20 protein-coding genes are annotated in these 20,493 nt (G+C 64.6%); all 20 read right to left on the minus strand.

Annotated features, from left to right (window positions below):
* Positions 1 to 10: 10 nt before the first annotated feature.
* Positions 11 to 838, minus strand: a complete 828-nt coding sequence (locus RM463_RS12210; RefSeq protein ID WP_195688653.1) for a DUF72 domain-containing protein — start codon at positions 836 to 838, stop codon at positions 11 to 13.
* Between the two features lie 41 nt (positions 839 to 879).
* A complete protein-coding gene (gene glmS, locus RM463_RS12215; RefSeq protein WP_311430173.1) occupies positions 880 to 2,715 on the minus strand; it encodes a glutamine--fructose-6-phosphate transaminase (isomerizing) in 1,836 nt (611 codons plus the stop codon).
* Positions 2,716 to 2,727: 12 nt separating this feature from the next.
* Positions 2,728 to 4,092, minus strand: coding sequence for a bifunctional UDP-N-acetylglucosamine diphosphorylase/glucosamine-1-phosphate N-acetyltransferase GlmU (gene glmU / locus RM463_RS12220; protein ID WP_311430174.1), 1,365 nt, complete (start codon positions 4,090 to 4,092; stop codon positions 2,728 to 2,730).
* Between the two features lie 3 nt (positions 4,093 to 4,095).
* Complete coding sequence (locus RM463_RS12225) at positions 4,096 to 5,202, minus strand: FAD:protein FMN transferase (RefSeq protein WP_311430175.1); 1,107 nt, start codon at positions 5,200 to 5,202, stop codon at positions 4,096 to 4,098.
* Positions 5,203 to 5,224: 22 nt separating this feature from the next.
* On the minus strand, positions 5,225 to 6,022 hold the full coding sequence (locus tag RM463_RS12230; protein ID WP_311430176.1) for an undecaprenyl-diphosphate phosphatase: 798 nt from the start codon (positions 6,020 to 6,022) through the stop codon (positions 5,225 to 5,227).
* Positions 6,023 to 6,126: 104 nt separating this feature from the next.
* Complete coding sequence (mgtE, locus tag RM463_RS12235; RefSeq protein ID WP_195688657.1) at positions 6,127 to 7,497, minus strand: magnesium transporter; 1,371 nt, start codon at positions 7,495 to 7,497, stop codon at positions 6,127 to 6,129.
* 113 nt (positions 7,498 to 7,610) lie between these two features.
* Positions 7,611 to 8,039, minus strand: a complete 429-nt coding sequence (locus tag RM463_RS12240; RefSeq protein WP_195688658.1) for a F0F1 ATP synthase subunit epsilon — start codon at positions 8,037 to 8,039, stop codon at positions 7,611 to 7,613.
* A 25-nt stretch (positions 8,040 to 8,064) separates the two neighbouring features.
* The gene (gene atpD, locus RM463_RS12245) at positions 8,065 to 9,441 is read right to left on the minus strand and encodes a F0F1 ATP synthase subunit beta (protein ID WP_195688659.1); all 1,377 of its coding nucleotides are present in this window, start codon (positions 9,439 to 9,441) and stop codon (positions 8,065 to 8,067) included.
* 66 nt (positions 9,442 to 9,507) lie between these two features.
* Complete coding sequence (gene atpG, locus RM463_RS12250) at positions 9,508 to 10,389, minus strand: F0F1 ATP synthase subunit gamma (protein ID WP_132043358.1); 882 nt, start codon at positions 10,387 to 10,389, stop codon at positions 9,508 to 9,510.
* A 71-nt stretch (positions 10,390 to 10,460) separates the two neighbouring features.
* Positions 10,461 to 12,005, minus strand: a complete 1,545-nt coding sequence (gene atpA, locus RM463_RS12255; protein ID WP_311430177.1) for a F0F1 ATP synthase subunit alpha — start codon at positions 12,003 to 12,005, stop codon at positions 10,461 to 10,463.
* 16 nt (positions 12,006 to 12,021) lie between these two features.
* The gene (locus RM463_RS12260) at positions 12,022 to 12,558 is read right to left on the minus strand and encodes a F0F1 ATP synthase subunit delta (RefSeq protein WP_299234150.1); all 537 of its coding nucleotides are present in this window, start codon (positions 12,556 to 12,558) and stop codon (positions 12,022 to 12,024) included.
* Between the two features lie 11 nt (positions 12,559 to 12,569).
* Complete coding sequence (locus RM463_RS12265) at positions 12,570 to 13,040, minus strand: F0F1 ATP synthase subunit B (protein WP_311430178.1); 471 nt, start codon at positions 13,038 to 13,040, stop codon at positions 12,570 to 12,572.
* Between the two features lie 76 nt (positions 13,041 to 13,116).
* A complete protein-coding gene (atpE, locus tag RM463_RS12270) occupies positions 13,117 to 13,344 on the minus strand; it encodes a F0F1 ATP synthase subunit C (RefSeq protein ID WP_023006402.1) in 228 nt (75 codons plus the stop codon).
* Positions 13,345 to 13,422: 78 nt separating this feature from the next.
* On the minus strand, positions 13,423 to 14,250 hold the full coding sequence (gene atpB / locus RM463_RS12275; RefSeq protein ID WP_195688663.1) for a F0F1 ATP synthase subunit A: 828 nt from the start codon (positions 14,248 to 14,250) through the stop codon (positions 13,423 to 13,425).
* Positions 14,251 to 14,266: 16 nt separating this feature from the next.
* Positions 14,267 to 14,647: an ATP synthase subunit I gene (locus RM463_RS12280; protein ID WP_311430179.1), complete on the minus strand. Its 381-nt coding sequence runs from the start codon at positions 14,645 to 14,647 to the stop codon at positions 14,267 to 14,269.
* Between the two features lie 189 nt (positions 14,648 to 14,836).
* Positions 14,837 to 15,754 carry a ParB/RepB/Spo0J family partition protein gene (locus tag RM463_RS12285; protein WP_311430180.1) on the minus strand — a complete coding sequence of 306 codons (918 nt, stop codon included), beginning with the start codon at positions 15,752 to 15,754 and terminating at the stop codon, positions 14,837 to 14,839.
* A 36-nt stretch (positions 15,755 to 15,790) separates the two neighbouring features.
* Positions 15,791 to 16,561 (minus strand): ParA family protein, encoded by a 771-nt coding sequence (locus RM463_RS12290; RefSeq protein ID WP_195688666.1) that lies wholly within the window; start codon positions 16,559 to 16,561, stop codon positions 15,791 to 15,793.
* A gap of 31 nt (positions 16,562 to 16,592) precedes the next feature.
* Entirely contained in the window at positions 16,593 to 17,243 is a 651-nt protein-coding gene (gene rsmG, locus RM463_RS12295; RefSeq protein ID WP_195688667.1) for a 16S rRNA (guanine(527)-N(7))-methyltransferase RsmG, read from the minus strand.
* Positions 17,240 to 19,144, minus strand: a complete 1,905-nt coding sequence (mnmG, locus tag RM463_RS12300) for a tRNA uridine-5-carboxymethylaminomethyl(34) synthesis enzyme MnmG (protein ID WP_311430181.1) — start codon at positions 19,142 to 19,144, stop codon at positions 17,240 to 17,242. Before mnmG ends, rsmG begins: the two co-directional genes overlap by 4 nt.
* A 564-nt stretch (positions 19,145 to 19,708) precedes the next feature.
* A complete protein-coding gene (locus tag RM463_RS12305; protein WP_311430182.1) occupies positions 19,709 to 20,476 on the minus strand; it encodes an amino acid ABC transporter ATP-binding protein in 768 nt (255 codons plus the stop codon).
* Positions 20,477 to 20,493: the final 17 nt, after the last annotated feature.

Genomic DNA, 20,493 nt, shown 5'->3' on the forward strand with positions numbered 1-20,493 from the left:
GAAGCAGGCATCAACTCCCGAACAGGCTGGCCTGGGCCTCGCCGGGGAAGGCCGGCAAGGAGGGCAGGGCCAGTCGCTCTGCCAGGCGATCATGGAGGCGCCGCGCCAGCTGGGGTGCCTGCCGGTTGTCCGGTGTATGCACCATCAGATAAGGGGTTTTCCCCTGTTTTATCCACAGGGCAAGGCGATCGATCCAGGCCGCGAAGTAATGTTCATTGATGGTCGAGTCGTGATGCCCGATATAGCGCACCAGGGGTCGACCTCCCGTGGAAAGCACGTGTAATGGGCGTTTCGGCTTCTCGCGCTGGGCCTGCTGCAGGCCGGGATGCTCACCGGCGGGAGTGGCGAATAGGGGGCGCACATCGAGCATCACCCGATCCACACCGTGAGTTATCAACATCCTGTTGAAATGGCGCTCGACGCTCCCCTTGTGGAAAAAATCGGTGTGGCGCACCTCGACCGCACAGGGAATGTCGCCCGGCCAGCGTGCGAGCAGCGCCTCGAGACGAGGCAGTTCATCGCCACCGAAATCCCGGGGAAGCTGGACCATCAACGGGCCCAGGCGGCCGTGCAGCGGTTCGAGGACCGTGAGGAAGGCATCGAGTTCGGCCTCGATGCCGGCCAGGCGTCGCTCATGGGTCAGGGCGGCGGGCAGCTTGAAGCAGAAACGGAAGCCCGGGGGTGCCTGACGCGCCCAGGCCGCCACGGTCTCGGCGCGTGGCGCGCCGCTGTAGAAGGTGGTGTTGCCCTCCACACAGGTGAAGACCCGGGCATACTCCTCGAGGCCGCCGCCATGAGGAGGATAGAGTCCGCCGCGCCAGTCGGGATTGGCCCACATGGGCAGCCCCAGATGGAGCGGCGGTTCGTCACCTGGGGCCGTCACTCCACCGTCACGCTCTTGGCCAGGTTGCGTGGCTGATCCACATCGGTACCCTTGAGGACCGCCACATGGTAGCTGAGCAACTGCAGCGGCAAGGTATAGACGATCGGCGCCAGCGCCTCATGCACCCGGGGCAGGCGCAGCACCCGAATGCCCTCGGAGGCCTCGAGTCCTACCCCCTCGTCGGCGAACACGAACAGCTCACCGCCGCGCGCGCGCACCTCCTGCAGATTGGACTTGAGCTTGTCGAGCAGCTCATCGTTGGGCGCCACGGAGATCACCGGCATCTCGCTGTCGACCAGTGCCAGCGGGCCATGCTTGAGCTCGCCCGCCGGGTAGGCCTCGGCGTGGATATAGGAGATCTCCTTGAGCTTGAGCGCGCCCTCCAGGGCGATGGGGAAGTGAGCCCCACGCCCCAGGAAGAGGGCGTGCTGCTTCTCGGCGAAGGCCATGGAGAGCTCCTCGATGGCCGGATCCAGCGCCAGCACACGCTCCACCAGCCGCGGCAGGCCGCGCAGCGCCGTGACCACCTCGGCCTGCACGGCCTCGTCGAGCCCCTTGACGCGCCCCAGCGCCAGAGTCAGCAACAGCAGGGCGGTAAGCTGCGTCGTGAAGGCCTTGGTGGACGCCACGCCGATCTCGGGCCCGGCATGGGTCATCAGGGAGAGGTCCGACTCGCGCACCAGGGAGCTGCCCGGCACGTTGCAGATCGCCAGGCTGGCCAGGTAATCACCCGCCCTGGCGAAGCGCAGCGCAGCCAGGGTATCGGCGGTCTCGCCGGACTGGGAGAGGGTCACGAACAGGGTCCCTTCGGGAACCACGACCCGGCGATAGCGATACTCCGAGGCGACCTCCACCTGCACCGGAGCGCCGGCATAGCGCTCCAGCCAGTAGCGCGCCACCATGCCCGCATGATAGCTGGTGCCACAGGCAACGATATGAATCTGCCTGACCTGCCCGAAGAGCGCCTCGGCCTCGGGGCCGAAGCTCTCCACCAGCGCCGAGCGCTCCCCGAGACGCCCCTCCAGGGTCGCGCCGATCACCGCCGTCTGCTCGTGGATCTCCTTGAGCATGAAGTGACGGTACTCGCCCTTGCTGGCCGCGCCATCGCCATGCTCGAAGGTGGTGACCTCACGCTTCACCGCCGCACCGTCGGCATCGAAGATCTCGATGCGGCCACCGGCGGAGAGGCGAACCGCATCCCCCTCCTCCAGATAGATGAAACGGTCAGTGACCTGCAGCAGGGCCAGCGGATCGGAGCCGAGGAAGGCCTCGCCGATGCCCACCCCGACCACCAGCGGGCTGCCCTTGCGGGCCCCGATGATGACGTCGGGCTCATCGGCGTGGATCACCCCCAGCGCATAGGCCCCATCCAGTCGAGCGAGAATGCCGCGTACCGCGGTGAGCAGATCACCCGCCTGGCGGCTCTCGCGCTCCAGCAGATGCGCCACCACCTCGGTGTCGGTCTCGGAGGTGAAGTGGTAGCCCTCGGCCTCGAGCTCACGACGCAAGGCCTCATGGTTCTCGATGATGCCATTATGCACCACCGCCAGGCGCTCGCCGGACTGGTGGGGGTGGGCATTCACCTCGCTGGGTCGACCATGGGTCGCCCAGCGGGTATGGGCGATCCCGCTGCGACCGGCCAGCGGCTCGGCGACCAGGCGCTCCTCCAGGGCCGCCACCTTGCCCATCGCCCGGCACCGCTGCAGTCTGCCGTCGGGGTCAAGCACCGCCATGCCCGCGGAGTCATAGCCACGATATTCCAGGCGCTTGAGGCCCTCCAGAAGAATCCCCTCCACGTTACGCTCGGAAACGGCTCCGACGATTCCACACATCGCTCTCTCTCCTTAGTCGTCCTGCTTGCGGGGCCGGGGCCAGTCCGCCTTGGTCATCTGGCGGGCACGGGTCACCGCCAGGGAGTTGTCGGGCACATCCTTGGCCACGGTGGAGCCGGCCCCCACGGTGGCTCCCCGCCCGATGCTTACCGGCGCTACCAGGGCACTGTTGGAGCCGATGAAGGCCTCGTCATCGATCTCGGTATGGTGCTTGTTGGCACCATCATAGTTGCAGGTGATGGTGCCCGCACCGACGTTGACACCGCGCCCCAGGCGGGCGTCGCCCACATAGCTCAGATGGTTGATCTTGCTGCCCTCGCCCACCTCGACGTTCTTGGTCTCGACGAAGTTACCGACCTTGGTCCCTACCGCCAGGCGCGAGCCGGGCCGCAGGCGCGCGAAGGGGCCGATGGTGGCGTGTCCGGCGATCACCGCCCCTTCGATGACGCTATGGGGCTCGATCACGCTCTCGGCGCCGATATGGCTGTCGCGAATCACGCAGTGGGGCCCAATGCGAACACCCTCGCCCAGCTCCACCTCGCCCTCGAAGACACAGCCCACGTCGATCTCCACGTCGTGGCCACAGCGAAGGGTGCCACGCACGTCGAGACGCGACGGGTCGGCGAGCGCCACGCCCTCGGTCATCAGTTTTTCGGCGATGGCCTGCTGGTGGGCCCGCTCGAGACGCGCCATCTGCAGGCGATTGTTGACCCCCTCCACCTCGACCGGGTCGCCCGGTTGAGCGGTGACCACCCTGACGCCCTCGGCGGCGGCCATGGCGATGATGTCGGTGAGGTAGTACTCGCCCTGGGCATTGTCGGCGGAGAGTCGCGGCAGCCAGCGGCGCAGCTGGCTGGCGGTCATCGCCATGATGCCGGTATTGCACTCTCGCACCGCACGCTCGCTTTCGCTGGCGTCCTTGTGTTCGACGATGGCCACCGCCTGCCCCTCGGCATTGCGCAGGATGCGTCCATAGCCGCTGGGATCATCGAGGGTCACGGTGAGCAGGCCCAGGTGATCGTCGTCGACACCCTTCAGCAGTCGTTCGAGGGTCGTGCGCTGGATCAGGGGAACATCACCGTAGAGCACCAGGACCTTGCCATTGCCGAGCCCGTCGAGCGCCTGGGACACGGCATGGCCGGTGCCCTTCTGTTCGGCCTGCAGGGCGAAGTGCACCCGACAGTCGGCCAGGGCCTCACGCACCTTCTCGGCGCCATGGCCCACCACGACGTGGGTGCGCTCGGCGCTGAGTCCCCCGGCGGTATCGATCACGTGGCGTACCATCGGCTTGCCGGCCAGACGGTGCAGCACCTTGGGCAGGGTCGAGCGCATCCGGGTGCCCTGCCCGGCGGCCAGTATTACGACATCAAGCGTCATCCTTCACTCCTGATCCTGTTGTTCATGTTGCCGGGAGGCGTCGCTGTCCGCGACCTCGAGCCCCAGCTCCTCGACCCGCGCCTTGCCGAACTGCTCGACGAAGGCGGGAGTGACCCGGCTCGTCCAGCCCTCCTCCTGGCGTAATATCATCAGCGCACTCAGCCGGTGCTCACGGGCCAGCGCCATGCCCGCCTCCTCGCCGAGCACCGTCAGTGCCGTGGCCCAGGCATCCGCCCAGGCATTGGAGGTATGGAAGACGCTGACCGACGCCAGGCGATGGGTGATCGGCCGCCCGTTGCGTGGGTCCAGGGTGTGGGAGTAGCGCCGCCCCTCCTCCTCGAAATAGTTGCGGTAGTCGCCGGAAGTCGCCACCGAGACATCGTGCAGCGACAGCATATACTGCGCCTCCTGGCGATCCTCCAGGGGCGCCTCGATACCGATGCGCCAGGGCTCCTTCTCGCCGTCCCGGTAGCCGCTGGCAAGCAGGTCACCACCGAGGTTCACCAGATAGTGCTCGACCCCCTCGGCGTCGAGAAAGGCGGCTACCCGATCGGTGGCGTGGCCCTTGGCGACCCCACCCAGGTCGACGGTCACCTCGCGCGTACGCCTCGCCTCACGCTGTTGGGCGTCGAGCTCCAGCGCGTCGGTGCCGACCTGTGCCAGGCGCCTGGCCAGCTCGGCGTCGGCGGGAACCTCCCGGGGACGGGCCTCGGCACCGAAGCTCCACAGGTTGACCAGCCCGCCGATGGTCATGTCGAAGGCTCCGCCGCTCTCCTCGGCCACGGTCCGACCGATGGCCAGGACCTCGTAAAGCGCATCGGAGAGTGGCTGCCACTCCCCGGTCGGTGCCTGGTTGAAGGCCATCAGTTCGGAGTCATCGCGGTAGAGCGACATGCTGGCATCCACCGCCTCGAGCTCGGCGAGAATCCCCTCTTCCAGGGCGCTGGCCTCACCGCGGGTCAGGGGATCGACGATGGTCACCTGGTAGAAGCTGCCGAAGATGGCGCCCTCGAGGCGTACCGGCGAATCGAGCGGCCGGTCGCGCTCGGAGCAGGCCGCCAGCGCAAGCAGCAGCAGCAAGGTGGGCAGCAACAGCAGGTGTCGAATCACGCCGGACTCCTCACAGGGGGTGTTACCAGAATAGCCATAGCAGCCAGGCCCCGAGCAGCAGCCGGTAGATCACGAAGGGCTGCATGCCGAACCGCTTGATAAAGGCCAGGAAGTAGTGAATGCAGAGATAGGCGCTGATGGCCGAGAGCAGCCCCCCCACCACCAGGGTAACCCACTCCACCTCCGCGGCATCGCGGACAAGTGCCACGACTTCCATCCCGCCGGCCATCACGATCACCGGGATCGACATCAGGAACGAGAAACGCGCCGCGGCCTCACGATTCATGCCCAGCAACAGCGCCGCGGTGATGGTGATGCCCGAGCGCGAGGTTCCGGGAATCAACGCCAGCGCCTGGGCCAGACCGATCAGCAGGGCATCGCGCAGGGTCAGCTGATACTCGTCGCGACTGCCACTCTGACGCAGGTCCGCATAGGCCAACAGCAGGCCGAAGGCAATCAGGCCGAAGGCGATGATCAGCGGCGAGCGCATCCCCTCCGCGATATCATCATGGAAGATCAGCCCCCCCAGCCCCACGGGTATCGTCGCCAGCACCACCCACCAGGCCAGGCGGGCATCGGCATCCACGCCGCGCCCCACCAGCGAACCCGACCAGCTCAACGTCATCTTCACGAGCTCATGACGAAAGTAGAACACCACCGCCGCCAGGCTGCCGATATGCAGCGCCACATCGAAGGCCAGCCCCTGATCGCTCCAGTCGGTGAGGACGGGGACCAGGATCAAGTGAGCGGAGCTGGAGACCGGCAGAAATTCGGTGAGTCCCTGTACGATCGCGAGTATGACGACCTGAAGCCAATCCATGGTAGTTTCCTGTCAGATGAAGCCCGCACCCGTAGGCGCCACGCCGTGCAGAGGATACACCCGCGCGACCGAGCTGTCCGCCCCGCTTGCCATCGGTTCAGGGCTCATGTACCGAGGATCGTCGTGGCGATGCCGAAGTAGATCAGCACGCCGGAGGCATCGATCAGGGTGGTCACCAACGGCGCCGAGGCGGTGGCCGGATCCCAGCCCAGGTGGTCGAGCAGGAAGGGCAGGCACATGCCCAGCAGGCTGCCGAACAGCACGATGGTGACCATGCTCATGGCCACCACCAGGGCCAGCGCCTCACCGCCGCGCATGACCCCGATGGGCGCCACCGCCAGGGCCATGGTCAGGCCCAGCGAGCCCGCCACCAGCATCTCACGCCCCATCAGCTTGCCCCAGTCCTTGATGCCCACGTCGCCGGTCGCCATGCCGCGCACCATCAGGGTGGCGGCCTGGGCGCCGGCGTTGCCGCCGCTGCCGATCAGCAGTGGCAGGAAAAACACCAGTGCCACCTGGGCGGCGATGGTCTCCTCGAAGTAGGCGATCCCCGCTCCCGAGAAGAGGTTGGCGAATACCAGCAGCACCAGCCAGGTGACACGCTTGCGATACAGGCTCCACAGCGGCACTCGGCTGACCCCGCCCTCCAGGGTGCCGATCGACATCCCCTTGTGGATATCCTCGGTGGCCTCGGACTCGACCACGTCCATGGCATCGTCGTGGGTAACGATCCCCACCAGTCGCTCATCGCCATCCACCACCGGCAGCGCCAGCAGGTCGTAGCGGGCGACGATGCGCGCCACCTCCTCCTGAGCCTCGTCGACCGAGGTGTGGATGACATCGCGGATCATCAGTTCGTCGATCTGCTCTCCGGGTGGCGCCACCATCAGCTGACGCAACGACAGGGTGCCGGCCAACCGGCCATGGCCATCGATGATATAGAGCTGATAGACCGTCTCGGCATCGGGCGCCGTCTGGCGAACCCGCATCATCGCCTGGGGGACCGTCATGCCACTGGGAATGGCCACGTAGTCCGTGGTCATGATCGCCCCGGCGGTCCCCTCCTCGTAGCTGGCCAGGCGCTTGAGCTCCTGCCGCTCGCGTCGGGCCATGCGCCGCAGCAGACTCTGGCGGCGATCCTCGTCGAGCAGGTTGAAGAGATCGGCACGCTCGTCGGAGCCCATCTCCTCGAGGGTCAACAGCAGGCGCTCATCGCTCATCGCCTCGGCGAGCACCCGCTGGGTATCACCGGGCAGATGCCCAAGCATGCTGGCACGCCGCTCCAGGGGCAGGTACTCCATCAGGGCTAGGGTGCGGGACGGCTCCTCGTCCTCCGACAGGACGGCCCCGAGGATCTCGGCGATATCCGCCGAGCGCAGCTCGGACAGCAGCGCAGTGGCGCGCTCGCTCTCCTCTTCGGCAAGCGCCTGGCAGAGTGTGGCCCGATGGGTGTTGAGAATATCGGTGAGGGACATGGCATGCTCCTCGGCGCCCCAGGGTCAGGCTACCGGGATGATAGAGACAAGAACGCCCCCGGCTCGACATTACCGTCGAGCCGGGGGCGCGAGACTTCACGCTGGGGCAAAGATCAGCCCTTGCCGGCCTTCTTGCGTAGCTGCTGGATCGTACGCAGCTGGGCCACGGCTTCGGCCAGTTCGGCCGATGCCCGGGTGTAGTCCAGCTCGGCGGACTTGTCGTTGAGGTTCCTCAGCGCCTGCTGTCGAGCCTCTTCCGCCGCCGCCTCATCGAGGTCATGGGCACGGGTGGCCGAGTCGGCCAGGATGGTCACCACGTCCGGCTGGACTTCCATGAAGCCTCCCGAAACGTAGTAGTTCTCCTCCTGACCGCCATCATGAAGCACGCGCACCGGTCCCGGCTTGAGCTCGGTCAGCAGCGGGGTGTGACCGGGCAGGATGCCCAGCTCGCCCATGCGCCCGTTGGCGATGATCCGCTCGATCTGGCCGGAGAAGACTCCTTCCTCGGCGCTGACGATCTCGCACTTGAAGCTTTTCGTCATGACGACGTCTCCCAGGTAGACGGGATTACTTCATCTGGTTGGCTTTCTCGACGGCCTCGTCGATGGTGCCGACCATATAGAAGGCCTGCTCCGGCAGCTCGTCGTACTCGCCGTCGAGGATGCCCTGGAAGCCGCGGATGGTGTCCTTGAGGGACACGTACTTGCCGGGCGAACCGGTGAACACCTCGGCGACGAAGAACGGCTGTGACAGGAAGCGCTGGATCTTACGCGCGCGAGACACGGCCAGCTTGTCCTCGTCGGAAAGCTCGTCCATGCCCAGGATCGCGATGATGTCCTTGAGCTCCTTGTAGCGCTGCAGCACGTTCTGCACGCCGCGAGCGACGCCGTAGTGCTCCTCGCCCACCACCAGCGGGTCGAGCTGACGGGAGGTGGAGTCCAGCGGGTCGATGGCCGGGTAGATACCCAGCTCGGCGATCGAACGCGCCAGTACCACGGTGGCGTCCAGGTGCGAGAAGGTGGTCGCCGGCGACGGGTCGGTCAGGTCATCCGCGGGCACGTAGACGGCCTGCACGGAGGTGATCGAGCCGGTCTTGGTGGAGGTGATGCGCTCCTGGAGCACACCCATCTCCTCGGCCAGGGTCGGCTGGTAACCCACCGCGGAGGGCATCCGACCCAGCAGGGCGGAGACCTCGGTACCGGCCAGGGTATAACGGTAGATGTTGTCGACGAACAGCAGCACGTCACGGCCTTCATCGCGGAACTTCTCGGCGATGGTCAGGCCGGTCAGGGCCACGCGCAGGCGGTTCCCGGGCGGCTCGTTCATCTGACCGTAGACCAGCGATACCTTGTCGATAACGTTGGATTCGGTCATCTCGTGATAGAAGTCGTTACCCTCGCGGGTACGCTCACCGACACCGGCAAAGACCGAGTAGCCGCTGTGCTCGGTGGCGATGTTGCGGATCAGCTCCATCATGTTGACGGTCTTGCCCACACCGGCGCCGCCGAACAGGCCGACCTTGCCGCCCTTGGCGAACGGGCAGACCAGGTCGATGACCTTGATGCCGGTCTCGAGCAGCTCGCTGGAAGCCGCCTGGTCGGCATAGCCCGGCGCACTGCGGTGAATCGGCATGCGCTCCTGCTCACCGATCTCGCCCGCCTCGTCGATGGGCTCGCCGAGCACGTTCATGATGCGACCCAGCGTCTCCTCGCCCACCGGCACGGAGATGGCCGCACCGGTGTTGGTGACGTCCATGCCCCGCTTGAGCCCCTCAGTGGAGCCCATGGCGATGGTACGCACCACGCCATCACCCAGCTGCTGCTGGGTCTCGAGCACGGTCTCGACATTCGAGACCTTCAGCGCGTCGTAGACCTTGGGAACATTGTCCCGCGGAAACTCTACGTCAATCACCGCGCCGATGATTTGTACGATACGTCCGCTCATCTTGGTTCCTCTCAAATACCTGAAAATGAAACCTGCATGCCGGGAGGGCCATGGCCTCCCTGGCGCTTATACGGCCGCGGCACCACCGACGATCTCGGAGATTTCCTGGGTAATGGCCGCCTGACGGGCCTTGTTGTACACCAGCTCCAGGTCGTCGATGAGATTGCCGGCGTTATCGGTGGCACTCTTCATGGCGATCATTCGGGCGGCCTGCTCACAGGCTCCGTTCTCGACCACCGCCTGGTAGACCTGCGATTCGACGAATCGCACCAGCAGGCTATCCAGCAGCGCCTTGGCATCCGGCTCATACAGGTAGTCCCAGCTACCGGGACGCTTGTCTTCTTCGTCGTTCGAATCCGAGCCCATATCGGGTGACAGGGGCAACAGCTGACGGACCACCGGCTTCTGGGTCATGGTGTTGACGAACTCGTTGTACACCACGCACAGGCGGTCCAGCCGACCCTCGTCATAGGCATCCAGCATCACCTTCACACTGCCGATCAGATCCTCGACCTCGGGCGCTTCGCCCAGGCCGCTCTTCGCCGCGACGAGGTTGCCCCCGTAGCTTCTGAAGAAACTGCCGGCCTTGCTGCCCAGGGCACAGAAATCCAGCTCGGCCCCCTGGTCATGCCACGCCTTGGCGTCCTTGGTCACGGCCTTGAACAGGTTGATGTTCAAGCCGCCACACAGGCCGCGGTCGGTGGACACCACGATGTAGCCGACGCGCTCGACCTCACGCTCGACCATCCAGGGGTGGCGGTACTCGGGGTTGGCATCGGCGACATGCGCGACCACGTTGCGAATCTGACGCGCATAGGGCTGGCTGGACTTCATCAGGTCCTGGGCCTTGCGCATCTTCGACGCCGCGACCATTTCCATGGCGCTGGTGATCTTCTGCGTGTTCTTGATGCTCCCGATCTGGGTGCGTATCTCTTTTGCAGCTGCCATAGCGATCTACTCCGTTCGTGGCACTCAGTAAGCTCCAGGGCCCATCCCGCGGGCGGGATGGGCCAACGGGATTACCAGCTCTGAGTGGCCTTGAACTTCTCGAGACCCTCTTTCAGTCCGTCCTGGATCTCGCTGTTGTAGTCGCCGGTCTGGTTGATCTTGTCGAGCAGCTCGGCGTATTCGGCCTTCATGAAGTCGCGCAGGGCACGCTCGAAGTCCAGAACCTTGTTGACCTCGACCTCCTCCAGATGGCCCTCGTTGGCGGCATACAGGGAGAGTGCCATCTCGGCCACGGACATCGGCGCATACTGGCTCTGCTTCATCAGCTCGGTGACACGCTGACCGTGCTCCAGCTGCTTGCGGGTCGCCTCGTCCAGATCGGAAGCGAACTGGGCGAAGGCCGCCAGCTCACGGTACTGGGCCAGGGCCAGACGCACGCTGCCGCCGAGCTTCTTGATGATCTTGGTCTGGGCGGAACCACCGACACGGGAGACCGAGAGACCGGCGTTGATGGCCGGACGGATGCCCGAGTTGAACAGGTCGGTCTCGAGGAAGATCTGACCGTCGGTGATCGAGATCACGTTGGTCGGAACGAAGGCCGAGACGTCACCACCCTGGGTCTCGATGATCGGCAGCGCCGTCAGCGAGCCGGTCTTGCCCTTCACCTCGCCGTTGGTGAACTTCTCGACGTAGTCGGCGTTCACGCGTGCCGCGCGCTCCAGCAGGCGGGAGTGGAGGTAGAAGACGTCACCGGGATAGGCTTCACGGCCCGGCGGACGACGCAGCAGCAGGGAGACCTGACGATAGGCCACGGCCTGCTTGGAGAGGTCGTCGTAGACGATCAGGGCGTCTTCACCGCGATCGCGGAAGTACTCGCCCATGGTGCAACCGGAGTAGGCCGCGAGGAACTGCATCGGGGCCGGATCGGCGGCGCCGGCGGCGACCACGATGGTGTGCTCCATGGCGCCATGCTCTTCGAGCTTGCGCACCACGTTGGCGATGGTCGACTGCTTCTGACCGATGGCCACGTAGACACAGGTGACGCCGGTGCCTTTCTGGTTGATGATGGCATCGATGGCGATCGCCGACTTGCCGATCTGGCGGTCACCGATGATCAGCTCACGCTGGCCGCGGCCGATCGGCACCATGGCGTCGATGGACTTGAAGCCGGTCTGGATCGGCTCGTCGACGGACTGACGGGTGATGACGCCGGGGGCGACCTTTTTCACCGCGTCGGTCAGCTTGGCGTTGAGCTCGCCCTTGCCGTCGATGGGGTTGCCCAGCGCATCGACCACGCGCCCGCACAGCTCGGGGCCCACCGGCACCTCGAGGATGCGTCCGGTACACTGGGCGGTCATGCCCTCTTCGAGCTGCAGGTAGTCGCCAAGCACCACGGCGCCCACGGAGTCACGCTCGAGGTTGAGCACCATGCCGTAGATGCTGCCGGGGAACTCGATCATTTCACCGAACATCGCGTCTTCGAGGCCGTGTACTTTCACGATGCCGTCGGAAACGCTGACGATGGTGCCCTGATTACGGGCTTCGGATGCGACATCCAGCTTTTCGATACGCTGCTTGATGATGTCGCTGATCTCGGAAGGATTCAGTTGCTGCATGCCATGTCCCTCAGACTCAGGCGGTAAGGGCTTCGGAAAGGCGGCTCAATCGACCACGCACCGACCCGTCGATGACGGTATCGCCGGCACGCAGGATGACACCACCGAGAAGCTCGGGATCCACCTGAGTGGTAATGGAGATTTCGCGATTCAGGCGCTTCTTGAGCGCGCCGGAGAGCTTGTCCTGCTGGGCCTTGGTGAGCTTGTAGGCCGACACCACGGTAACGTCGACGCGCTTCTCGTGATCGGCGAGCAGCGTCTCGAACTGTTCGCGGATAGCGGCCAGGGCCGGCAGGCGCCCCTTCTCACCCAGGGTGTTGAGGAAGCGGCTAGCCGCCTCATCGAGGTCGACCTCCGCCAGCTCGACCACCAGGGCCACCTTGCGCTCTACATCGAGCTTGGGGCTGGCGAGAAGCTTGAGTGCCTCACGGCTCGTTACCACCATGGCCAGCTTGCTCAGCCAGTCGGACCAGGTATCCAGCGTCTGGTGATCGCGTGCGTACTCGAACGCCGCCTTGGCATAGGGCCTGGCGACGGTAGACAGTTCCGCCATGGATCACCTCCTCACAGTTCGGCAGCAAGCTTGTCGAGCAGCTTGCGATGGGCCTTTTCGTCGATGGAGGCTTCCAGGACACGCTCGGCACCGGTGACCGCCAGGCTGGACACCTGGGAGCGCAGCTCGTCCTTGGCGCGATTGACTTCCTGCTCGATCTCGGCACGAGCGGAGGCGACGATACGCTCGCCTTCGACGCGGGCCTGCTCACGGGCCTCCTCGACCATCTGGGAGGAACGCTTGTTGGCCTGCTCGAGAATCTGTGAAGCCTGTTCCTTGCTTTCACGCAGCGTCTGCTCGGCGCGCTCCTGGGCGAGTTCCAGGTCGCGCGATGCACGGCTGGCCGCATCCAGGCCGTCAGCAATCTTCTTCTGGCGCTCATGAAGCGCATTGCTGATCGGTGGCCACACGTACTTTATGCAGAACCAGACAAAGATCGCGAAGGCGATCGTCTGCCCGATCAGCGTCATGTTGATATTCACGGGGCGGTACCTCTGACAGGTTCGTGTTGTCCGGAAACAAGCAAACCGAGCGCCGTGCGCTCGGTGCTGTCATGCATTAACCGGCAACGACGAAGATCAGGTACATCGCGATACCCACGCCGATCATCGGCACGGCGTCGAGCAGGCCCGCCATCAGGAAGGTCTTGGTCTGCAGCTGGTCGCCCAGCTCCGGCTGACGAGCGGTAGACTCGAGCAGCTTGCCGCCCAGGATGGCGAAGCCGATGCCGGTACCCAGAGCGCCCAGGCCGATCATGAGGGAGGCAGCGATATAGACGAGTTCCATGGTAATGCTCCTGATTGAGAGTAGTTTAGGGTTAAGGGTTTAGGGTTGAAGGTTAAGGGTGTTGCAAGGGGTTCGACTTCAGTGGTGCTCGTGTGCCTGGCTCAGATAGACGACAGTCAGCACGGTAAAGATAAAGGCCTGCAGGGTGATGATCAGGATATGGAAGATGGCCCAGGGCACACTCAGGGTCCAGGACACCCAGAAGGGCAGCAGGGCGATCAGGATGAAGATCACCTCACCGGCAAACATGTTGCCGAACAGACGCAGGCCAAGGCTCAGCGGCTTGACCAGCAGACCGATGATTTCCATCACCAGGTTGAAGGGAATCAGTGACCAGTGGTTGAAGGGGGTCAGCGACAGCTCCTTGGCGAAGCCGCCTGCACCCTTGACCTTGATGCTGTAGTAGATGATCAGACCGAAGACACCGATGGCCATGCCCAGGGTGGCATTGGGGTCGGTGGTCGGCACGAGCTTCATGTAGTCGATGCCGAGGCGGGCGAACACTCCGGGCGCGAAGTCGATCGGGACCAGCTTGAGGGCGTTCATCAGGAAGATCCAGACGAACAACGTCAGTGCCAGGGGCGCGATCACCGGGTTGCGGCCGTGGAAGGCGCCACGCACGGTGAGTTCGATAAACTCGAAGACCACTTCCACCAGGTTCTGCAGCGGCCCGGGAACACCGGTCGTCGCCGCCTTGCCGGCCTTGCGGAACAGCCAGATGAACAGCACCCCCATGGCGATGGACCAGCCCATGGTATCCAGATGGATGGCCCAGAACCCCATCTCGCTGGCCTCCTCGGCACTGTGTGCCAGGGACCAGCCGTTCTCGGGGTGGTGGCCGAAGGTCAGGTTCTGGAGGTGGTGCTGTATATAGTTAGCCGCCGCGTTATCACTGCCTGCTGCCATGCGAAGATCACCTCGGTTAAGGGGTCGACCGCTCGCGCCTTAGCCATGCTGCCAGCCAGGGCATGAGATGGGTCGCCACGTATGCGCTGAAGAAAGAAATCGGGTTTGAGGGGGGCACTGCCACGAAGACCATCGCCAGCAGTGCCACCGTCAAACCGAACTTGCCCGCTTCGGCACGGTAAAGGTTCATCACGAACCGATGTGCCTGTCTGCCGCCTCGCGCCAGGCTGCTTCGCCAGACGAAGAACGCCTGGGGCAGCAGGCCGACCAGGGCCCCCGAGAGGGCCGATAGCCCCACCTCGACGCCTCCCAGCAGGGCCGCTGCGGCGACCAGGGCGAACATCACCAGGGCTTCCAGTCGCAGTAGACGCCAGCCCAGATTGTGCCGGCGAGTCACGGGATATCTCATCGTTTTCTCGCCGGATCCTTGGGTCGAGCCTGGCACAAGGCCAAAATCACCGCGGATTATAGGGAAGCCCCGCCGGCGCTTCAACTGAGGTGGCAGGCTTTCCCCGTGATTTTCGGTCATTTTTCGACCAAAGGTGCAAAAGTTGTCGACAACCTGACGTGCATCATGCCACAACGGCTAGCGAATGTGCTCGAGGATCCCATCCAGCTCATCGAGACTCGAGTAGCGGATGGTCACTCGGCCCTTGCCGCCACGGCCATGCTGGATCTTCACCGGGGCGCCGAGGAGCTCGCCCAGACGAGTCTCCAGTCGGGTGACGTCCGGGCTGGGCGGTGCCGGCTCGGCCTTGCCGGGCTGTCCCTCGGCAAGCCGCCTCACCAGTGCCTCGGTCGCGCGCACGGTCAGGTCCTGATTGACCACCTCGTGGGCGGCCTTGCGCTGCTTGGCAGCCGGCAGGACCAGCAGGGCACGTGCATGACCCATGTCGAGGTCGCCACGCTCCAGCAGGGTCTGCACCTCGGGGTCGAGGGCCAGCAGCCGCAGCAGGTTGGTGACCTGGGTGCGGGACTTGCCCACCGCGTCGGCCACCTGCTGCTGGGTAAGCTCGAACTCCTCCAGCAGCCGCTTGAGGGCCATGGCCTCCTCGACCGGGTTGAGGTTCTCGCGCTGGATATTTTCGATCAGCGCCAGGGCCAGCGCGACCTCGTCGCTTACCTCGCGAACCACCGCGGGAATGACATCGAGTTCGGCCAGCTGGGCGGCACGCCAGCGGCGCTCCCCGGCAATGATCTCGTAGCGGTCCTGGGACACGGGGCGCACCACGATGGGCTGCATCACCCCTTGGGCTCGAATCGAGTCGGCCAGCTCCTCCAGCGCCTCGGGCTGAATATCGCGGCGTGGCTGGTACTTGCCGCGGGAAAGCTGGCCTAGCGGCAGCCGCTCGAGACGCTCGACCGGTTCCGGCTCGGTGGCAGGGTTGCTCGACACCTCATCGTCATCAAGTTCCACCTCGGGCAGGTCGAGGCTCTCGCGGCGGCGGGCATTACCACCGATCAGGGCATCCAGGCCGCGTCCCAGGGCGCGTTTACGCGTCATCGACTTTCCCTCATCACTGATGTTGCACAACAGGAGTTACAGCGACAGGCGCCGAATCAGTTCCTTGGCCAGCACCCGGTGGGCCTGGCTCCCCCGCGAGAAGCGCGCATACTTGGTCACCGGCAGGCCATGGCTGGGCGCCTCGGCGACCCGCACGTTGCGGGGAATGGTGGCCTTGAGCAGGGTCTCGCCGAAGTAGTCGCGCAGCTGCTTGGTGATGTCGCGGGTCAGGCTGTTACGGGCATCGAACATGGTACGCAGGATGCCGAAGATCTCGAGCCCGGGGTTCACGCTGTCCTTGATCTGCTCCACGGTGTCGAGCAGCGCGGAGAGCCCCTCCAGGGCGTAGAACTCGCACTGCAGCGGTATCAGCACCCCATGGGCCGCTGTCAGGCCATTGACGGTCAGCATGTTGAGCGACGGGGGGCAGTCGATCAGCACCACGTCATACTCGTCTGCCACTGCCGACAGGGCGTTCTCCAGGCAGCGCTCGCGTCCCGCCTCTCTGTCCAGCAGGGCGACCTCGGCGGCGGTCAGGTCACCGTTGCCCGGCAGTAAGGCATAGCCCGCCTCGGGACAGTCGAGGATCACCCCGGTGGCATCACGCTCGCCGAGCAACACCTCGAGCACGCTGCCATCCAGGTCATGCTTGTCGATGCCACTGCCCATGGTCGCATGGCCCTGAGGGTCGAGATCGACCAGCAGCACACGGCGATCCAGGGCCGCCAGGCTGGCGGCGAGATTGACCGCGGTGGTGGTCTTGCCGACGCCACCTTTCTGGTTGGTCAGGGCGATGATCTTGGTCACGGGCAACTCCGTTGCGGGGAAACGCGGGTTGTCAGGGTGCCGGGGCTTGTGTCCGGCGCTCTAGCACCACCAGCAGGCGAGTGCCGACATCAAAGGGCACCTCGAGGCGGTGATGGGCCACCGGGATGATCTCAGCCGGCAGCTCGGCCAGCTCCTCATCCACGGAGGGCCCCTTCATGGCCAGCCATTGGCCACCGGCCACCACTCGCTCACGGGTCAGCGCGACGAAGTCGCCAAGACTGGCGAACGCTCGGGAGATCACCTGGTCATAGCGCTCCTCGAAGGCCTCTATCCGCGCCTGTTCCGGCGTTACATTCGTGAGCCCCAGCTCCATCGCCGCCTGACGCTGGAAGCGAACCTTCTTGCCGTTGCTGTCGAGCAGGGTTACCTCGAGGTCAGGCCTGAGGATCGCCAGCACCAACCCGGGAAAGCCCGGCCCGGCGCCCACGTCCAGCAGTGTTCGCCCGCTCACGTAGGGCAGCACCGCGGCGCTGTCCAGCAGGTGGCGCGAGACCATCTCCTCGGCCGAGCGTATCGCGGTGAGGTTATAGGCGCGGTTCCACTTGTGCAACAACCCGACCAGCGCGAGCAGCTGGCGACGCTGCTCGGGATCGACGCTGATCTCCAGCTGCTTGAGCCCCTCGTCGAGTCTCGTCTCCACCATGCCCTGTGACTCCATCATGCGTTGGCCACCTTGTGATCATCGAGGAGTCGACGCTTCTTGAGGTGAATCAGCAGGATCGATATCGCTGCGGGCGTGATGCCGGAGATCCGCGAGGCCTGGGCAAGCGTCTCGGGACGCGCCTCCTCCAGCTTCTGACGAATCTCATGCGACAGCCCATCGACCCGGGTGTAGTCGAGATCAGCGGGCAACGGCGTCGCCTCGTGGCGCTTCAGCTTGGCGATCTCGTCGCGCTGGCGGTCGATATACCCCTGGTACTTGGCCTGGATCTGCACCTGCTCGGCCACTGCCTCGTCGCTCACCGCCTGACCCTCGATGCCCGGAAGTCCCGCCACATCGCCATAGCCGAGTTCGGGACGCTTGAGCAGGTCCATCAGGCTGTACTCCCGGGTCAGCGCCTTGCCGGTCCTCTCGGTGATGATACCCGCCGCGGCACTGTCGGGCTGGACCCAGCTGGCCTTGAGCCGGGCGCTTTCACGCTCGATGGCCTCGCGCTTCTCGCTGAAGGCCGCCCAGCGTACGTCATCCACCAGTCCGAGCTTGCGGCCCATCTCGGTGAGACGGAGGTCGGCGTTGTCTTCGCGAAGCAGCAGGCGGTACTCGGCGCGGGAGGTGAACATCCGGTAGGGCTCCCGGGTGCCGAGCGTGATCAGGTCATCCACCAGCACGCCGAGATAGGCCTCGTCGCGTCCGGGGCACCAGGTATCGAGCCCCTGTGCACGGCGGGCGGCATTGAGACCCGCCAGCAGTCCCTGGGCACCGGCCTCCTCGTAGCCGGTGGTGCCATTGATCTGCCCGGCGAAGAACAGGTTGGAGATGAACCGGGTCTCCAGCGAATGCCTGAGGTCACGCGGGTCGAAGAAGTCGTACTCGATGGCGTAGCCGGGCCGGGTGATATGGGCATTCTCGAGCCCCTTCATGGAGCGGACGACCTGCAGCTGCACATCGAAGGGCAGTGAGGTCGAGATGCCATTGGGGTAGAGCTCATGGGTATCGAGCCCCTCGGGCTCGATGAAGACCTGATGGCTTGCCTTGTCGGCGAAACGGTGGACCTTGTCCTCGATGGAGGGGCAGTAGCGTGGACCGACCCCCTCGATCGTCCCGGAGTACATCGGCGAGCGATCGAGGTTGGCATGGATGATCTCGTGGCTGCGCTCGTTGGTATGGGCAATATGACAGCTTACCTGGCGGGGGTGCTGGTCACGGCTGCCCATGAACGACATTACCGGGGTGGGCGAATCACCGGGCTGCTCCTCCAGCTGGGAGAAGTCCAGGCTGCGCGCATCGAGGCGTGGGGGGGTGCCGGTCTTGAGACGATCGACCCGGAACGGCAGGGCACGCAGACGATCGGCCAGGCGGTTCGAGGGCGGATCACCGGCACGGCCTCCGTGGGTGCTGTCGAGTCCGATATGGATGACGCCACCGAGGAAGGTACCGGTGCACAGCACCACGGTTTCGCCGTGAAAACGAATACCGGTCTCGGTGACCACACCGCGTACCTGGTCGTTATCGACGATCAGGTCACCGGCGGCCTGCTGGAACAGCGTCAGGTTCGGCTGGTTCTCCAGCAGGCCACGAATGGCGGCCTTGTAGCGCACTCGGTCGGCCTGGGCACGGGTCGCCCGCACGGCAGGCCCCTTGCGGGCATTCAGCACGCGGAACTGGATGCCTCCCAGGTCGGTGGCCTGTGCCATGGCTCCGCCCAGTGCATCGATCTCCTTGACCAGATGGCTCTTGCCGATGCCCCCGATGGCCGGATTGCAGGACATCTGCCCGAGGGTCTCGATGTTGTGGGTCAGCAGCAGGGTTCGAGAGCCCATGCGAGCAGCGGCCAGGGCGGCTTCGGTTCCCGCATGGCCGCCGCCGATGACGATGACGTCGAAGCGGTCGGGGTAATCCAAGGTGCACCTCATTGGCGCCATGGCGCCTGTCTTGCGAACTAGGGATGAAATCAGCCCGCCAGTATAAACCTCCTGTGGGTAATCGTCAGGGTTTTCCACACCCTGGTCGCCGGTGTGTTTTTCTCCTTACCGACTATTAATTAATATCAGTATATAAATAAAGAAGTTCTGTAATGGTTGTAACTACTTGTGTGGACAATATCTGTGGATAACCAATTCCTCTCCTTTCTGATTAGTGACTTGCATTGTTGACCACGGCGAGGAGAAGGGGCTGACAGCCTGCGGATGAGCGGCGGAAAGCCTGTGGATGGAGTGCCGGCTTGTCCACAACGGCAACCCCTCACCGCTTTTCCACCGTCGGCTACCTGGCTTGTGCCCGCGCCTGTGAACAACCGCCGCAGTTATCCACGAACCCCTCAGGCGCGGGCCCTGCAGCCGAAATTCAGGAGATCAGAAGAAATTCTGTCCACAGCCAAAAAAATGGCCCAGCCGCGATGCGGCTGGGCCATTTTTCCTTTCCTCGGGGGGCAGGACTCTCGAACAGCTCTTATAGACAGGACAGTCTCAGTGCTTGAGCACCCGCGAGAGGAAGCTGCGGGTACGCTCATCGTTCGGGCTATCGAAGATCTTCTCGGGGGGCGCCACCTCGGCGATCTCACCCTTGTGGACATAGATGACCCGATCGGCGACTTCCCGAGCGAACCCCATCTCATGGGTGACGATGATCATGGTCATGCCTTCCCTGGCCAGCTCACGCATGGCGTCGAGCACCTCGCCGATCATCTCGGGGTCGAGTGCGGAAGTCGGCTCGTCGAACAGCATCAGCCGTGGTTCCATGGCCAGTGCCCTGGCCAGGGCAATTCGCTGTTGCTGGCCACCGGAGAGCTGGGTCGGATACTTCTCGGACTGATCGGCGATCCCGACGCGCTCGAGCAGACGTTCGGCGGTTTCCACCGCGTCCTCCTCGCTCCAGCCACGCACCTTCATGGGGGCCAGGGTGACGTTGTCGCGCACGCTCAGATGGGGAAAGAGGTTGAACTGCTGGAACACCATGCCCACCTCCGTGCGGATCCTCTGCAGCGCGCGGCCGCTCTTGCCGTGGGGAGTGAGCTCGTTGCCGTCCACATCGATATGGCCATCCTGAAACTCCTCCAGGCCATTGATGCAGCGAATCAGGGTCGACTTTCCGGAGCCACTGGCGCCGATGATCACCACCACCTCACCGGGCATGACCTCCAGGTCGATCTCCTTCAGAACGTGCAGATTGCCGAAGTGCTTGTTGACCTTCTCCATGCGTACGATGGCGGAGGTCGTCTTCTCTTTCTGGGTCATGTGTTGGCCCTCACTTG

The organism is Halomonas sp. LES1 (assembly GCF_031846005.1).
GTDB lineage: Bacteria > Pseudomonadota > Gammaproteobacteria > Pseudomonadales > Halomonadaceae > Halomonas.

Excerpts from the sequence above, each read along its gene's own strand:
- RM463_RS12240 (WP_195688658.1), bottom strand. The coding sequence starts at position 8,039 with ATGACGAAAAGCTTCAAGTGCGAGATCGTCAGCGCCGAGGAAGGAGTC.
- glmS (WP_311430173.1), bottom strand. The coding sequence starts at position 2,715 with ATGTGTGGAATCGTCGGAGCCGTTTCCGAGCGTAACGTGGAGGGGATT.
- atpD (WP_195688659.1), bottom strand. The coding sequence starts at position 9,441 with ATGAGCGGACGTATCGTACAAATCATCGGCGCGGTGATTGACGTAGAG.
- RM463_RS12210 (WP_195688653.1), bottom strand. The coding sequence starts at position 838 with ATGTGGGCCAATCCCGACTGGCGCGGCGGACTCTATCCTCCTCATGGC.
- RM463_RS12230 (WP_311430176.1), bottom strand. The coding sequence starts at position 6,022 with ATGGATTGGCTTCAGGTCGTCATACTCGCGATCGTACAGGGACTCACC.
- mgtE (WP_195688657.1), bottom strand. The coding sequence starts at position 7,497 with ATGTCCCTCACCGATATTCTCAACACCCATCGGGCCACACTCTGCCAG.
- RM463_RS12260 (WP_299234150.1), bottom strand. The coding sequence starts at position 12,558 with ATGGCGGAACTGTCTACCGTCGCCAGGCCCTATGCCAAGGCGGCGTTC.
- RM463_RS12305 (WP_311430182.1), bottom strand. The coding sequence starts at position 20,476 with ATGACCCAGAAAGAGAAGACGACCTCCGCCATCGTACGCATGGAGAAG.
- atpB (WP_195688663.1), bottom strand. The coding sequence starts at position 14,250 with ATGGCAGCAGGCAGTGATAACGCGGCGGCTAACTATATACAGCACCAC.
- RM463_RS12285 (WP_311430180.1), bottom strand. The coding sequence starts at position 15,754 with ATGACGCGTAAACGCGCCCTGGGACGCGGCCTGGATGCCCTGATCGGT.
- atpG (WP_132043358.1), bottom strand. The coding sequence starts at position 10,389 with ATGGCAGCTGCAAAAGAGATACGCACCCAGATCGGGAGCATCAAGAAC.
- rsmG (WP_195688667.1), bottom strand. The coding sequence starts at position 17,243 with ATGATGGAGTCACAGGGCATGGTGGAGACGAGACTCGACGAGGGGCTC.
- glmU (WP_311430174.1), bottom strand. The coding sequence starts at position 4,092 with ATGACGCTTGATGTCGTAATACTGGCCGCCGGGCAGGGCACCCGGATG.
- atpA (WP_311430177.1), bottom strand. The coding sequence starts at position 12,005 with ATGCAGCAACTGAATCCTTCCGAGATCAGCGACATCATCAAGCAGCGT.
- atpE (WP_023006402.1), bottom strand. The coding sequence starts at position 13,344 with ATGGAACTCGTCTATATCGCTGCCTCCCTCATGATCGGCCTGGGCGCT.